This is a genomic window from Bacteroides faecis (assembly GCF_020091505.1).
In the GTDB taxonomy this organism is placed as follows: Bacteria; Bacteroidota; Bacteroidia; order Bacteroidales; family Bacteroidaceae; genus Bacteroides; species Bacteroides faecis.
Genome location: NZ_CP081916.1, coordinates 728,143 through 744,429, shown reverse-complemented (window position 1 = coordinate 744,429; position 16,287 = coordinate 728,143). Strand labels below are relative to the sequence as shown.

General features: G+C 41.5%; 12 protein-coding genes. 10 read left to right on the top strand and 2 right to left on the bottom strand.

Translation table 11 applies throughout. From position 1 onward, the window contains the following. Positions 1 to 57 precede the first annotated feature (57 nt). From K6V30_RS03495 to K6V30_RS03455, 9 genes are all read left to right on the top strand, one after another. Positions 58 to 1,350, top strand: coding sequence for a Gfo/Idh/MocA family protein (locus tag K6V30_RS03495; protein WP_022300821.1), 1,293 nt, complete (start codon positions 58 to 60; stop codon positions 1,348 to 1,350). Then, positions 1,347 to 1,595 carry a hypothetical protein gene (locus K6V30_RS03490; protein WP_022300822.1) on the top strand — a complete coding sequence of 83 codons (249 nt, stop codon included), beginning with the start codon at positions 1,347 to 1,349 and terminating at the stop codon, positions 1,593 to 1,595. The genes K6V30_RS03495 and K6V30_RS03490 overlap by 4 nt, the downstream gene beginning before the upstream one ends. Before the next feature lie 46 nt (positions 1,596 to 1,641). Further along, positions 1,642 to 3,060, top strand: a complete 1,419-nt coding sequence (locus K6V30_RS03485) for a Gfo/Idh/MocA family oxidoreductase (RefSeq protein ID WP_022300823.1) — start codon at positions 1,642 to 1,644, stop codon at positions 3,058 to 3,060. Between the two features lie 56 nt (positions 3,061 to 3,116). Then, on the top strand, positions 3,117 to 4,466 hold the full coding sequence (locus K6V30_RS03480; protein ID WP_022300824.1) for a 3-keto-disaccharide hydrolase: 1,350 nt from the start codon (positions 3,117 to 3,119) through the stop codon (positions 4,464 to 4,466). Positions 4,467 to 4,558: 92 nt separating this feature from the next. Beyond that, entirely contained in the window at positions 4,559 to 5,419 is an 861-nt protein-coding gene (locus tag K6V30_RS03475) for an FAD:protein FMN transferase (RefSeq protein WP_022300825.1), read from the top strand. 146 nt (positions 5,420 to 5,565) lie between these two features. Further along, positions 5,566 to 8,514, top strand: a complete 2,949-nt coding sequence (locus K6V30_RS03470; protein WP_055270904.1) for a glycosyl hydrolase 115 family protein — start codon at positions 5,566 to 5,568, stop codon at positions 8,512 to 8,514. A gap of 146 nt (positions 8,515 to 8,660) precedes the next feature. Then, on the top strand, positions 8,661 to 10,790 hold the full coding sequence (locus K6V30_RS03465) for an alpha-N-acetylglucosaminidase (protein ID WP_055270955.1): 2,130 nt from the start codon (positions 8,661 to 8,663) through the stop codon (positions 10,788 to 10,790). A gap of 21 nt (positions 10,791 to 10,811) precedes the next feature. Next, on the top strand, positions 10,812 to 12,620 hold the full coding sequence (locus tag K6V30_RS03460) for a hypothetical protein (RefSeq protein WP_070612877.1): 1,809 nt from the start codon (positions 10,812 to 10,814) through the stop codon (positions 12,618 to 12,620). Between the two features lie 45 nt (positions 12,621 to 12,665). Beyond that, entirely contained in the window at positions 12,666 to 13,784 is a 1,119-nt protein-coding gene (locus K6V30_RS03455; RefSeq protein WP_055270953.1) for a glycoside hydrolase family 88/105 protein, read from the top strand. Positions 13,785 to 13,870: 86 nt separating this feature from the next. On the opposite strand, the gene K6V30_RS03450 is transcribed toward K6V30_RS03455, so the two are convergent. Then, positions 13,871 to 14,344, bottom strand: a complete 474-nt coding sequence (locus K6V30_RS03450) for an HU family DNA-binding protein (protein ID WP_055270902.1) — start codon at positions 14,342 to 14,344, stop codon at positions 13,871 to 13,873. 198 nt (positions 14,345 to 14,542) lie between these two features. Beyond that, the gene (locus K6V30_RS03445) at positions 14,543 to 15,142 is read right to left on the bottom strand and encodes an HU family DNA-binding protein (RefSeq protein WP_055270951.1); all 600 of its coding nucleotides are present in this window, start codon (positions 15,140 to 15,142) and stop codon (positions 14,543 to 14,545) included. A 647-nt stretch (positions 15,143 to 15,789) separates the two neighbouring features. Here K6V30_RS03445 and K6V30_RS03440 point away from each other — a divergent pair. Further along, entirely contained in the window at positions 15,790 to 16,287 is a 498-nt protein-coding gene (locus tag K6V30_RS03440; RefSeq protein WP_055270900.1) for a hypothetical protein, read from the top strand.

Genomic DNA, 16,287 nt, shown 5'->3' with positions numbered 1-16,287 from the left:
AGGTAGTAACCGGATACGGGAACTAAAATAAAATACGAGAAATTAATTAACTAAATAATGAAAGATACACCTATTAGTAGACGGGATTTTCTGAGAAATATGGGAATAGCTGGGGCTGGAGCGCTCCTAGCGGCAAGTCCTTGGCTTTCTGCTTTTTCAGAAATCACGAATACATCAAATGAAAAATGCCGGCTGGCGGTTATCGGTCCCGGTTCGCGAGGACGTTTTTTGATGAGTTTCTTGGTAAAGAATCCGAAGGTTGAAATCGTAGCGCTATGCGATATTTATCAGCCCTCCATTGACGAAGCATTGAAACTTGCTCCTAAGGCAAAAGTATACGGTAACTATCAGGAGGTGCTGGAAGATAAAAATGTGGATGCTATCTTGGTGGCTACTCCCCTCAGTGCACACTACAAAATAGTGATGGACGCTTTTGACGCAGGGAAACATATATTCTGCGAAAAGTCAATCGGCTATACGATGGAAGAATGTTACCACATGTACCAGAAGCATCGCAGCACCGGAAGAATCTTCTTTACTGGACAACAACGCCTGTTTGACCCACGCTACATCAAGGCTATGGAAATGATTCATGCCGGTACATTCGGCGAAATAAACGGAATCCATACATTCTGGAACCGAAATGGAGATTGGAGACGTTCTGTTCCTTCGCCAAACCTGGAGCGTCTGATAAACTGGCGACTCTATAAAGAGTTCTCGAAAGGGTTAATGACAGAACTAGCCTGTCATCAGCTCCAGATAGGAAGTTGGGCATTGCGGAAACTTCCAGAGAAAGTAATGGGGCATGGAGCCATCACTTATTGGAAGGACGGACGTGAGGTATATGATAATGTGAGTTGCATATACGTATTTGATGATGGTGTGAAGATGACATTCGATTCCATCATTTCCAATAAATTTTATGGTCTTGAAGAACAGATTATGGGTAATCTCGGGACTGTGGAACCTGAAAAGGGAAGATACTACTTTGAAAGTGTTGCTCCTGCTCCGGCATTTTTGCAACTGGTTAATGACTGGGAAAACAAGATGTTTGACTCACTGCCTTTTGCGGGTACAAGTTGGGCACCGGAGACAGCCAATGAAAACAAGGGTGAATTTATTATAGGTGAACGTCCGAAAAGTGACGGTACATCCTTACTGCTGGAAGCATTCGTAGAAGCTGTAATAACACAAAAACAGCCGGAAAGAATTGCTGAAGAAGGTTACTATGCAAGTATGCTCTGTCTGTTAGGACATCAGGCCATGGAGGAAGAAAAAACACTTTATTTCCCCGATGAATACAAAATTGACTATCTGAACCATCAATCTAAAACACCCGAAACAACATGAAAGATACAGTTTTGACCGCACGGCGGAAGAAAATAGAGATAATCACCTTACTCGTATGTTTTGTACTTGCCAATCTGGTGAATCTTTATGCAATTATCGCATATAACAGATCTATGATGGAAATGATAACCTCTATTTTCTATATAATCATATTTGCTTTTGTTCTCTATGCTTGCTGGACGCTTCTGCGCCTCCTTTTTTATGGAGTGAAGGCGTTATTGGCAAAGAAGAAAAACAGACTGTGAGACAGAGCTAAATAAAATGTACCTAATCAATATCAATGATAAATTTATGACAACACGAAGAGATTTTCTAAAGACAATGTCACTGGCTTCTGCAGGATTGGCACTGGGATCTGGTGAGTTACTGAATGCTCAAACTATTTCATCTAAAAAGGGAAGAAATGAAAAGGTAAAGATAGCCTATATTGGCATTGGAAACCGTGGAGAGCAAATTATACAGGATTTTGCACGTACCGGTATGGTAGAAGTTGTAGCCCTGTGTGATGTAGACATGGGAGCTAAACATACACGAAAAGTAATGGGTATGTATCCTAAGGCGAAGCAGTTCAGAGATTTTCGCCAAATGTTTGATAAAGCCGGTAATGAGTTCGATGCTGTAGCAATTGCTACTCCTGATCACTCTCACTTCCCTATCAGTATGCTGGCTCTGGCTTCCGGCAAACACGTGTATGTGGAAAAACCGCTAGCCCGTACTTTCTATGAGGCGGAACTGTTGATGCAGGCTGCCCTTAAACGTCCGAACCTGGCTACTCAGGTGGGAAATCAGGGACACTCGGAAGCAAATTACTTCCAATTTAAAGCTTGGATGGATGCAGGGATCATCAAGGATGTGACAGCTGTTACTGCTCACATGAATAATCCGCGTCGCTGGCATAAGTGGGATACGAACATTTATAAACTACCTTCAGGCCAGCAACTCCCGAAGGATTTGGATTGGAATACCTGGCTGGGAGCTGTTCCTTATCATGAATATTGCAATAAGTATGATCAGGGTGAATGGCGTTGCTGGTATGACTTCGGTATGGGAGCCTTGGGTGACTGGGGGGCACATATATTGGATACAGTTCACGAGTTCCTTGAATTGGGCTTACCTTATGAAGTGACTTTGACACATCAGGAAGGACACAATGATTACTTCTTCCCTTATTCTTCTACTATTCTTTTCCGCTTCCCGCAGCGTAAAGGAATGCCACCGGTAGATATTACCTGGTATGACGGTCTGGATAATCTTCCTCCTATCCCGGCAGGTTATGGCGTTTCCGGACTAGACCCGAACATTCCTAAAACCAATCAGGGAGATGTTCCTCCTGCTAAACTGAATCCGGGAAAGATTATCTATTCAAAAGAACTGACTTTCAAAGGGGGTAGCCACGGAAGTACCTTGTCTATTATTCCGGAAGAAAAGGCAAAGGAAATGGCAGATAAGTTGCCGAAAGTTCCTAAAAGTCCATCCAATCACTTCGAGAACTTCTTGTTGGCATGCAATGGTATTGAAAAGACACGTTCACCGTTCGAGATTAATGGCGTTTTGAGCCAGGTATTCTCATTGGGAGTAATGGCACAGCGTCTTAACACTCAGTTGTTCTTCGATCCTCGCACGAAGCAGATTACAAATAATGAATTTGCGAATTCAATGTTGGCCGGACTCCCACCGCGTAAAGGCTGGGATGAATTCTATAAATTATAAAAGCTGGTAGGGAATATAAAAACAGAATAAAGTTTGATTATAATAACAACATGAGTATGAAGAAAAATGTCGTATTGACTTTACTTTTATTCTGTGCTGCTTCTTTATCGGCACAGAACTGGGAACCTCTTTTCAATGGTAAAAACCTGAAAGGCTGGAAAAAACTGAATGGCAAAGCTGAGTATAAAATCGTAGACGATGCTATTGTAGGAGTATCAAAAATGGGAACTCCCAATACTTTTTTGGCAACCACCAAAAATTATGGAGACTTTATCCTTGAATTTGACTTTAAGATTGATGATGGTTTAAACTCGGGAGTGCAGATTCGTAGTGAGAGTAAAAAAGAATATAATAAAGGTCGCGTACATGGCTATCAGTTCGAAATTGATCCTTCCAAACGTGCTTGGTCCGGTGGTATCTATGATGAGGCTCGCAGAAACTGGATTTATTCTTTGAACTGGAATCCTTCGGCACGTACAGCTTTCAAGAACAATGCTTGGAACAAGGCTCGGATTGAAGCGATAGGTAACTCTATCCGTACTTGGATTAACGGAGTGCCTTGCGCTAATATCTGGGACGACATGACTCCTGTCGGATTTATAGCTTTACAGGTACACGCTATTGGTAATGCTGCTGACGAAGGAAAAACTGTGAGCTGGAAGAATATCCGTATTTGTACAGCAGACGTAGAGCGTTATCAGACACCGGAGTCTCAGGCTGCACCGGAAAGAAATCTGATTCCTAACACACTGTCTCCGCGTGAGAAGAAAGATGGCTGGGCTTTGTTGTGGGATGGCAAGACTAATGAAGGCTGGAGAGGAGCGAAACTGTCTACTTTCCCTGCAAAAGGCTGGAAGATGGAAGACGGCATTCTTAAGGTGATGAAGAGTGGTGGCGCTGAATCTGCCAATGGCGGTGATATTGTAACTACCCGCACATATAAGGACTTTATTCTGACCGTAGATTTCAAGATAACTGAAGGTGCAAATAGTGGAATCAAGTACTTCGTTAATCCGGAAATGAATAAGGGTGCTGGTTCTGCTATCGGTTGCGAGTTCCAGATTCTGGATGATGATAAACATCCTGATGCTAAACTTGGTGTAAAAGGTAACAGACAGTTAGGCTCATTGTATGATCTGATTCCGGCTCCTAAGAATAAACCTTTCCATAAGAAAGAGTTCAATACAGCTACTGTTATTGTTAAGGGCAATCATGTAGAACACTGGCTGAATGGAGAAAAGCTGATTGAGTACGACCGTAATAATGCGATGTGGAATGCATTAGTTGCTTATAGTAAGTATAAGAACTGGCCTAACTTCGGAAATATTATTGAAGGCAATATCCTTTTACAAGACCACGGAGATGAAGTTTGGTTCAAGAATGTGAAGATTAAGGAATTGAAATAAGAATATCCTGTATAAAAAAGAAGGAGTTGTGTCGAAAATCTTATTCTGCGAATGAATTTAGTTTCAGGCATAACTCCTTTTACTTTTGATAGATGAAAATAGCTATTCAACATTTGTACAGACCATCCCATGAGGGGGACGGATTACTTTACGCTTGGTTCTCTTCTATGCATACGCGTGTAGATATTCTTTTGTACAGTCAGAAGCCAGAAGAAGAATTGATGTCTGTGGTTGAACGCATACATGCAGCATTGAGTTATCTGGAAAAAATAGCTAATTATTATGACCCTGCCAGCGAGCTGGCTGTTATTAACCGGACCGCTTCTATATGTCCAGTGATTCTGAGCAGGCAACTTTATACAATGATTGATTTGTGCATGGAATATCATGGGAAAACGTCAGGATGCTTCGATGTCACAGTTCATTCAGAGAATTATAATCCGGACACCATTCATTCGGTGTATTTGTCAGCGGAAGAACGCAGTATCTTTTTCCAGCAACCGGGAATTACCATCAACCTTTCGGGATTCTTGAAAGGATATGCCCTGGAAACTGTCAGAGCTATATTGAACACCTGCTGTATAGAGAATGCCTTGATTAATATGGGCAACAGCTCTGTACTTGCCTTAGGTGATCATCCAGCCGGGACAGGGTGGAAAGTTAATTTTGGAAACCGCCTGGAAACAGATAAGATAGGTATGAAGCAGAGTGTTCTTCTTTGTAATGAATGCCTTACTACTTCCGGAAATGAATCGGATGGACGCAAACATATCATTTCTCCCCACGATGCCTCTTTTGTAGAGGGCATTAAACAGATAGCTGTTGTAACAAAGAACGGAGCTGTCGGAGAAATACTGTCTACCGCTCTGTTTGCCGCCAGTCCGGAACAACGCGAGGCTTTGCTTGTAAATCTTCGTCCTTTACTTATCGACTACTTCCTTATTGGTTATTAGACGACTGGATTTTTCCTTTTTGGGATGATAAAACGGACTTAGAGTAGCCTTTTGACCATATTATTCCATTTATCGGTCTATTTCTTTTATTACTTCTGTTGATTTTTGGTTTTCTTTGTACCATCGATTATCAATCTAACTTTTATATGAAAAATAAGATTTTATTAGCAGGGCTTTTTTGCTGTAGCCTTATTTCAACAGAAGCACAAGTATTACTGGATAAGAACGCTGGTAAAAACAGTTTCCCTATTGTTTCTCCGTCTGCCAATGTAGTGGTTTGTTTTGATGGAAAGGATGAGACTGTGGTTCGTAAAAGTGTGTCTTTATTTACAGATGATGTCCGTCGCGTGACAGGGCAGGATCTGAAAGCACAAGCAAGTAATCCGGGTGAGGTCTCGGCTCGTTATGCTATTATTGTAGGGACAGCCGGAAAAAGTGCTTGGATCGATGCGTTGACAGCTAAAAAGAAAATAGATATAACTCCTATCGCCGGTGGATGGGAACGGTATATGATAGAAACGGTTGATAATCCTGCACCGGGAATTAAAAAAGCCATTGTTGTAGTTGGTAGTGACAGACGTGGTACTGCTTACGGACTTCTTTCCATATCGAAAGCAATAGGAGTCTCTCCTTGGTATTGGTGGGCCGACGCTCCGATAAAACAGCAGAAAAAGCTGGCTGTCAATGTTCATAAATTCGTTTCAAAAGAACCTACTGTTAAATTCAGAGGTATTTTTATCAATGACGAAGATTGGGGACTTTACCGCTGGTCAAAGAACAATTATGAGAAGGAACGTGGAAACTTTGGACCGAAAACGTATGCACAAGTTTGTGAGTTATTGCTTCGCCTTCAGGCTAATTATCTCTGCCCGGCTATGCACGATGCGTCTATGGCATTCCACCGTATCCCTGAAAATAGATTGGTTGCAGATAGTTTTGCTATCGTTATGGGTTCCTCTCATTGTGAACCGCTGTTGTTCAATACGGCAAGCGAATGGAAACGTGATAAGATGGGGGAATGGGATTACATCAATAATAGGGCAGGGGTGGACAGTGTTCTGAGAGCTCGTGCAAACGAATGTGCTCCTTTTGAAAATGTATACACTCTGGCACTGCGTGGGTTGCACGATAGAGCGATGAACGCAAGCAATAACATGTCGGATAGAAAACAGATGCTTCAGGATGCGTTGATGGCACAACGAAAAATGTTGATCGATGCAACAGGTAAACGTGGAGAAGATATTCCGCAAGCTTTTACTCCATATAAGGAGGTATTGGATGTATATGATGAAGGTTTGGAACTGCCGGATGATGTAACGATTATATGGCCGGATGATAATTATGGATATATGAAGCGTTTGAGTAGCCCGAAAGAACAGAAACGTTCCGGACGTTCGGGGGTTTATTATCACTCTTCTTATCTGGGTAAGCCTCACGACCATCTTTGGATGAATACTACTTCGCCCACATTGATGTATGAAGAGCTCCGCAAGGCCTACGATATGACAGCAGATCGGATCTGGTTACTCAATGCCGGTGATATCAAGGCGTGTGAGTTCGCTGTCGATTTTTTCCTGTCAATGGCATATGATATCGATTCTTTCAATTTTGACAGAGCGGCTGCTTATCGGACAGAATGGTTATGTGGTATGCTGGGCGACGAATACCGTAATGAATATCAAGATGTGCTCAATTCATTCTATAAACTGGCCTTCGCCCGCAGACCGGAATTTATGGGATGGGGCTATCAGTGGGCTACCGACAAGCATGGAAGAGAGCGGAATACAGATACTGATTTCTCCTTGACGAATTATAGAGAAGTAGATTCTCGCCTGAGTGAATATCGTCGAATCGGAAGTATTACAGAGGAAATTTTAAATAAATTACCGGAAGAGAAAAAGGCATGTTTTTATCAGTCAATGTATTATCCGGTGAAAGGATGTGAACTGTTGAACAGAATGATACTGGACGGACAGAGAAATCGTTGGTATTCCATTCAGCAAAGAGCAGCTACCGGAGAATTGGAAAAAACGGTGAAAGCCTGCTATGACAGTTTGCAAGTGATAACAAAAGGGTATAATTCGCTGCTTGGTGGTAAATGGAATCATGTAATGACTATGAAACAAGGATTCGCTGCTGCTTATTTTGAACTTCCGGCATTGAGAAAAGCTTCATTGGCACCTACTGCTGTGTTGGGAGTAATGGCAGAGGGAGAAGATGTGCTGAAGGGACTGAAGAGTTTCCATTCATTGCCTTGCTTCAATACTTATCTGCGTCAGTCTTATTATGTAGATGTTTTCAATAAAGGAGCAAGTCCGTTGAAATGGAAAGCATCTGTAACGGATAGCTGGATACTGTTGAGTAAGAAAGCGGGTGAGACTTCCACAGAGGAACGGATTGAAGTATCGATTGCCTGGGAAAAGGTTCCGACCGGCGAAAAAGTATTTGGGGTACTGGAGATTACTTCCGCCCAAGGTGAGAAGGAAAATGTTTATGTTTCTGTATTTAATCCTTCCTCTCCTTCATTGGCCGAAATGGATACTTTATTTGTAGAACATAACGGATATGTTTCTATCGATGCGGCAAGCTTCCATCGGAAAGTGGAAAATAAAGCAATCAAAATGCGATCAATACCTAATCTGGGTATCGAAAATACGGCTATTCAGTTAGGTGATCCGACAGCTGCGCCGCAACGAACTGCAGGGCGTAGCACACCACGTCTGGAATACGATTTCTATACTTTTGAGCAAGGTTCAGTTGATGTTTATACCTATGTGCTGCCTACCTTTGTGACAAGTAAGGATAGAGGATATGCCGGACACGAAGCTACGAACATTGAAACTAAATATGGAGTGTGTATTGATGAGGGCCCTGTACTGAATCCGTCTACTTCTTCTTTTGAGTATGCGCAAATTTGGTATGAGAGTGTATTGAAAAACTGTAGAATCAATAAGACAACTTTGCATATTGACAAACCGGGTAAGCATACAGTGAAAATTATTTGTGGAGATGCCGGAACAGTACTGCAAAAGATTGTATTAGACTTTGGAGGAATGAAACGTTCCTATTTTGGGCCACAACCGACAAGGAAATAGAGTTGTTTGATTAATAGGTAGTTAAGGATTGCCATAGTTGTTATGATTATGGGTGATAGGGTTTGTATTCAATCTTTATTTACCAAGTTATGCGAATCAGTATTCAGTTGCTGATTCGCATATATCCTTTGCCAAATAATACCAAGATGAAAAAACACTTTTTACTTATACTCTTTTTGCTTTTGGCCACAGTTGTTGAGGCTAATCCGGTAAAGCAAATGTTGGAACGTTTCCAGAAAGGTCTTTCCAACCGATTTAAAATTGAAATCCGTTCTTCTTCTGATCAGGGCGATTACTTTGAGCTGTATGGTGGTGGGCGAAAAGTCACAGTCCGTGCTAATAATTATGTGAGTGCTGCTTTTGGCATTAATTGGTATCTGAAGTATTATTGCCATGCTCATGTGTCTTTTTGTGAGGACAGATTACCGGATTTACCTGTGGATCTGCCTCAGGTGAAAGAACGCCATGAAACGGTATTATCCGACAATTTCTATATGAATTATTGTACTTTTAGCTATACTACAGCTTTTTGGGACTGGAAACGTTGGGAACGCGAGATAGACCTGATGGCTCTAAGCGGCATTAACATGCCGATGGCCATGGTTGGGGCAGAAGTTGTGTGGCGGAATACATTGTTGAAGTTTGGATATACACTTCCTGAGGTGAAAGAGTTTTTGTGTGGTCCGGCTTATTTCGGTTGGTTGTTGATGGGGAATTTGGAGAATATCGGCGGTCCTCTGCCTGATGAATGGTTTAAGGAACAGACCGTTTTGCAGAAGAAAATACTTGCCCGTATGCGTGAGTATGGGATGAAACCCGTTTTTCAGGGATTCTTTGGAATGGTTCCGTCCTCATTGAAAGAAAAATATCCGGAAGCACATTTGGTAGAGCAAGGACTGTGGAATTCACTTCAACGCCCACCGGTACTCGATCCTGCTGATCCATTGTTTGAGCAGATGGCAAAGGTATGGTATACTGAATATGAGAAGCTTTATGGTAAAGCTGATTTGTTTGGCGGTGACCTTTTTCATGAAGGTGGGAAAACCGGGGGGATTGATGTTACGGATGCAGCCCGTCGGGTACAAACAGCTATGAAGCAATATAACCCGGATGCGACTTGGGTGATTCAGGCATGGTTGGGAAATCCGAAAAAAGAATTGTTGGCAGGGCTTGATAGAAAGCATACACTGATAGTTGATCTTGCTGCTGAGTTTTGGGATAACTGGCGGAAACGCAAGGGATTTGACGGGTTCCCTTGGTTATGGTCGCATATTTCCAATTATGGAGCTAATATTGGGCTACATGGACGTTTGGATGCTATAGCTACTGGTCCAATAGATGGTCGGAAAGACCCGGAGGCATCACCAAGTATGAAAGGAACCAGTTCTACACCAGAAGGAATAGAAGTGAATCCGGTGGTTTTTGATTTGTTGAATGAAATGCGCTGGCGTTCGGAATATTTGGATATTGATACTTGGCTGAAAGAGTATTCCGTACGTCGTTATGGGGCGGAAGATGAGAATTTGAAAAAGGCGTGGATCATTTTTCACCGTACAGCTTATGGAACTTATTCCGGTCATCGCCGTCCATCAGAGTCTGTATTTTGTGCACCTCCTAGTTTAAAAAGGGATAAAATTACGGCTTCTGCCTGGAGCCAATGCCGAATCTTTTATGATCCGGATCTTTTCGCCCAGGGAGTAGGACTATTCTTGCAGAGTGCAGATCATCTGAAGCAGACGTCAACTTATCAGTATGATGCAGTCGATTTCGTCCGTCAGTATCTTGCGGATTTAGGACGGGAAGCATATTACAATCTGGTGGATGCTTATCGGGCGAAAGATACGAAACAGTTTGATTACTGGTCGGAGAGGTTTCTGCAGCTGATTAAGGATCAAAATGAGTTACTGTCCACTCACGAATGCTTCTTCGTGGGACGCTGGCTGGATATGGCCCGTTCGAAGTCAAAGCAGCCTGAATTGCAGGATTTGTATGAGTACAATGCCCGTATGCTGATCGGGACATGGACGGAGACGCTTAGTCCGGTGCGCGACTATGCCCACAAGGAATGGGGCGGACTGTTGAAGGATTATTATCTGCCTCGCTGGACTAATTACATCGCTTATCTTAAAGGTACATTGGAAGGACGTTCACTTACTGTTCCGAACTCGTTTCAAGTGGAGAAGGCGTGGATAAATGCACATAATAAGTATGTGCTTGAGACTGGTGTTGATCCAGTGGAGACAGCCAAGAGAATGTATCGTAAATATCATATTTAATCATTACTCAAAAATAGTATTATGAAAGGATTGTTGAAAACAGCTGTATTATTGGCTACATTCTGCGCTACAGCCATGGCTTGTGGAGGTGGTGGAGAGGATGCATTGGATCAAAAGAGAGGTGATGGTGGCGGAACTGGCAATAAGGGTGATAAAGAAGAATCGGAACAACCATTTGTTGCTCATATTACTCCTATAGACAAACTCAATCAAGGTGTTCCGGTGATTAATTCGCACGCTGATGTCACTTCGCATTCGTCCTTGAAGATGAACTTTCGGACGTATTCACAATTGGGAGAGAGTGTACTAAAATCTGCCAAACCTAATTATGTACGGGTTAAGAAATTGGCTAATGATGGTTATATCATGTTCTATCACAACAATCAGATTGGTGCCAGTTGTTCTTATGCGACCAGTACGGACTTTAAAACATGGAGTTATAAAGGCAAGTTGTTTGCTAATTACAGTATTATCGACAGTAAAGGTGAAAAGAATGACCGGCGTTATTCAAATTGTGATGGGCTAGTACTTTCCAACGGAGATATTTTGGCCGTAGCCTCCTATAGGGCTAATAATGGGTATAGAGACTTGCCTAAAGATGCAGGTATTGAAATGAGGCGTAGTACCGATAATGGCGTTACATGGAGTGAACCGGTCTCAGTGTATCAGGGTGTCAACTGGGAGCCGTATTTGCTGGAATTGTCTTCGGGAGAAATCCATTGCTATTTCACGGACAGTAGCCGTACGGGTATTGAAGGCAAAGACACCGGAACTGCAATGGTCATATCCAGAGATGGCGGTCAAACGTGGACGCCTTCATTTGGTAGTATCCCTTACTATGTGATACGGATGAAGTGGGAGCAAGACGGAAAAACATACTTCAATCATCAGATGCCGTCTGTTATTCAACTTAAAGGTAGCAATGAACTGGCGGCTGCTGTAGAAACTAATAACCGTGGAACATATTATATATCACTGGCTTATTCCGGTGAAGATGGTGAATGGGATCATCTTGATGCGGATCAGGAAGGACCGGCTGATAGCGACAATCTGTCTTTTTTAGGTAGCGCTCCATATTTATCTCAGTTTCCATCGGGTGAGACTGTGCTTTCGTATAACAAATCTTCTACTTTCTATATGAAAATGGGGGATGCCAAAGCGCGTAATTTTGGAAGTGCTTATTCACCATTTTCGGGTAAGGGATATTGGGGAACGCTGAATCTGGAAAATTCGCATCAATTGGTGGGAGCGATGCCTGATACTTCTAATGGAACAATCATGTTATCACAATTTATTCTTAATCATCGTATTGATGCAATATGCCGCAGTGTAAAGGTAGATGGCAACAATCAGGAATGGGCGAATACTGACCATGCGCTTTTTGTCGGAGAAAAATCGCAAGTGCAGGGAACTCTCCGCTGTTCGTGTGATGACAAGAATGTATATTTCCTGGTGGAAGTACTTGACCGGAGCTTACTGAGAGGTGATTATGCTACTGTTTATCTCTCTCCGGATGATAGTAAAAGTTTGGCGAACGGTGCTAAACGGATACAAGTATCAATGGATGGATTGAAAAGTACCGAAACTTATGCCGGTAAATGGAATAGCGCGGAAATGGGGGTAGAAGTAAAAACCTATGTGTGCAATGATACCAATGAAGATCGTATTGACAACTATGGTTACATTGCCGAAATATCTATTCCGCGTTCCAGTTTGACAATTTCTTCGGGACAGGTGCTGGTCAATTTCTCTATTACTGATAATAAAGAAGAGGAAGCGGTTAGTGATGTATCTTCCATAAGTCGCTGGATACCAGTGGCAGGACTATAATCTAATTATAACGTGAGTATTAACTATATGTAAACAATTAAAATGATGAAAAAGAATTATTACTTAATTTGTGTATTGTTGCTGGCTGCATTCTGTACGACCAATGTAGCTACTGCTCAAAATTATTTTGGAGATTTTCCTGTAAAGGCAGATCCTAAGACTGTTGGCAATAAATTAAGCAGACGCTTGATGGAAACCAAACATCAGCTATATTTTGATAGGGGAATACATTATGCTGAGGTATGTACATGGTATGGAGCTCTTCGTTTTGCAGAATTGACGAATAACAAAGAGCTGATCAAACTGTTGAGAAATCGTTTCGAGCTATTGTTCCACTTGGAAAAAGAACTCTTGCCTCCACCCATACACGTAGACCAGAATATGTTTGGTTGCTTGCCTCTTAGATTTTATAATATAACGAAGGACCAGCGTTATCTGGATCTGGGGTTGCCGTATGCTGATACTCAGTGGCAGCTGCCTGCCAATGCAAACGAAGAAGAACGCAAATGGGATAAAAAAGGGTATTCTTGGCAAACTCGTCTTTGGATCGATGACATGTATATGATTACTATTGTACAGTCTGAGGCTTATAAAGCCACAGGAGATCCTAAGTACATCAATAGAGCTGCCAAAGAAATGGTTCTATATCTGGATGAATTACAACATCCTAACGGGCTTTTCTATCATGCACCGGATGTTCCTTATTATTGGGGACGTGGAGATGGCTGGATGGCTGTAGGAATGACAGAGCTTCTGTTCAATCTGCCAAAAAATGATCCGAACAGAGACCGGATTATGAAAGGCTATCTTTTGATGATGAACAATCTGAAGAAATACGTGAATAAAGATGGACTGTGGAACCAATTGATTGACCAGCCTGATTTTTGGACTGAAACATCCGGATCGGCAATGTTTACTTATGCCATGATTTTAGGTGTTCAGAACGGCTGGTTGGATAAAGAAGAATTTGCTCCTATTGCACGCAGAGCTTGGTTGGGCCTATGCAATTACATAGACGATAAGAATGATCTTACCGAAGTTTGTATTGGAACGGGAAAGAAAAACAGTAAGCAATATTATATGGACCGTCCTCGTATTGCAGGGGATTACCATGGACAAGCACCGATGATATGGTGTGCCTACGCTTTGCTTAACAATAAATAAAATAGCGGAAAACTTTCGATAAATAAGAAAGAAAGGATGTCTCTTCGGGACATCCTTTCTTTTAATATAACATAATGAATAATTCTTTATACAGTTGGATCCGGTGCTTCATTACCTCCTTCATTTCCTCCACCTTCTTCTCCACCACCTGAAGGAGCAGAGCTGCTGGTTCTGTCAGCATCTAGTTTCTGAATACTGACAGATTTTATCATATTTTTTAGTAGATTTCCTGGAGTAAAGATAATTTTACGGTTTTTCAGTGTTTCTGCAGTGACTTCCTCTGCGTTTTCCTGGCTTTTGCATCCGAAGGAAGGACGAAAAGTTCCAAATTCTCCCAAATTGACGGATGCTCCGATTTCCATATACGTTATCAGAGAATCAATGAGTCCGTCGAGGACGGCTTTTACTGTACCGCGTGGAACAAATCCCACTTTGGTTACCTGATCGCACAGCATCTTAAAATCAACGTTGACTACATTGAACGGACGCGCTACATATTTTTCTGCTTTGGTATCGTCGAAACCAAAGGTCGTTTTTTTGACTACATATTTCAGTGCCATAATTTTAGTTTTTTAAATAGTTTATAAATCGAGTTTCTGTTTTGTGATCACGATGCAAAGATATGGCAACTGAAATTACTGTGCAAGTTATTTTTCGAAAGTGCGTTAAACAAATAATTAATAATTCGTATATTGCTGATAATGAACGTCGTTTTTCACTATGAGCTTGCTTGTAGTGTGATACTACTATTAGAAAAACTACTCCTTTAGATATACGACAGTTTTTCCTCCTCCATACTTCCGGATTATCTCTTCTTTCAAAAACTTATTGAGTAGTTCAATTGCTTTGTTGCGGCTGATTTCTGCCAATCTCATGAAATCGGTACGGGTGATACAGCCATGTTTGTCCAGATGTTGTATCAGGAGGGTACGGCATCTTTCTTCGTTGGAATCGTTATTAGTACGATAGGGTGACTCTATGCGTTCCAGTTGCAATGGTTCCAGACTCTCACGAAACTTTTTGTTAATGCGCAGGTTCACCTTATTTAAATGGATAGACGGAGAACGAATTTCTTTCTTCTCCATCACCGGACGGTCACATGTCAGTGATAGGGAGAAATGTCCGATTTCCCCGACTTCTACGGTCCAGCCTTGCGCGAGCCAGTGTTGTAGCTCATCACTGACGGCTTGCAGGCAACCTTCTATCGTGGCTGGACTGAAGCCGTTGGATTTGGATACTAGTTCAACGAACTTATCGGCATTAATGGTGCCTGACGGAATAACACGTGCATAAAGTGCCTGTTGCTCCTCCTTTTTCTGTGGATTACCACTCGTGTATAAATCGTAATAAACGCTCATAGTTACTTTATATTTTTCTTGTTCTACAGATAATTTCTTTCTCTTCATAAATTAATTCGTCCGGCTATAGCCGGACGCAAGTTTGCCTATAGGCGACGTTGCGTTTGCCTATAGCCGGACGAAAGAATGCCTATAGCCGGACGAATTAATTTATGCACTCAAAGGTATTACTTTTTTCGGAGAAGGGGCTTAGTTTTTTCAGTTGAAGACTTAAAGTTTGATAGATTACTTGGATACTTTAGGTTAGTCGTTTAGAAAGTGAAATATGCAGATGCTTATGTATCATTATTGTTATTGATAGGCAATGGTAGTATAATTATTTTTAATAGAAATAAAGAAGAATTCCGCGTCCACCTGTTGAAAGTATTAAATCTGTTTTAAATCATATAGAGAGTGGCGTTTTTTATTTCCCAATGACATCTTATTTTGATGCAATTGGTTTATCCCGTTTCCAAAGTAATATGAAATTTTTACGAGAGTTTTATCCTTATAACTTCTTGGAAATGCTGTTGTAACGTACTTTCGTATTCTTATTTTTTTATTTAACTGATTTGGAGCTTTTTATGTTTATGAAAATTCTTCAAAACTTGTATAAATAGATATTTGTCCTTATATTTATAAATTGTTTAACTTTAAAACTAATTGTTATGAGACAGAATCTATTTCTAGGATGGGGCCTTCTTTGGGTGATGTTGTTTACGTTTTATTCATGTAGTAATGAAATGGATAGCGATTCTGAAAGTGATGAAGAGGCTGTGAATTTGAAATTGAGTGCGGACAGTGTATTAACAAGAGGTAATCTATGGGGTGAGGAGACTCCCATTGAGTGGGCGGAGACGGTAGAGGGAACAGGCCGTTTTGTACCAGGAGAAATCTTTTATTTTTATTTCGATAAAAAGCCTGAGTCTAAAAATGATGAGGATGCTGGTTACTATGCTTTTTTTGATTGGGGAGCAGGATTTGGTGCGGATGGTATTGGAGATGAGGTGGCACAAGAATATTATATGCAAATTCAATGGAGTCATACAGAATATTCACCTGAGTGGCATTATATCAATATGGCGGATAATAAGTATGGACTTGTTAAATACTTCGTAGCGAACTACTTGATGATCTTCCTGCATATGCTTTTCCGTATAAGGTAA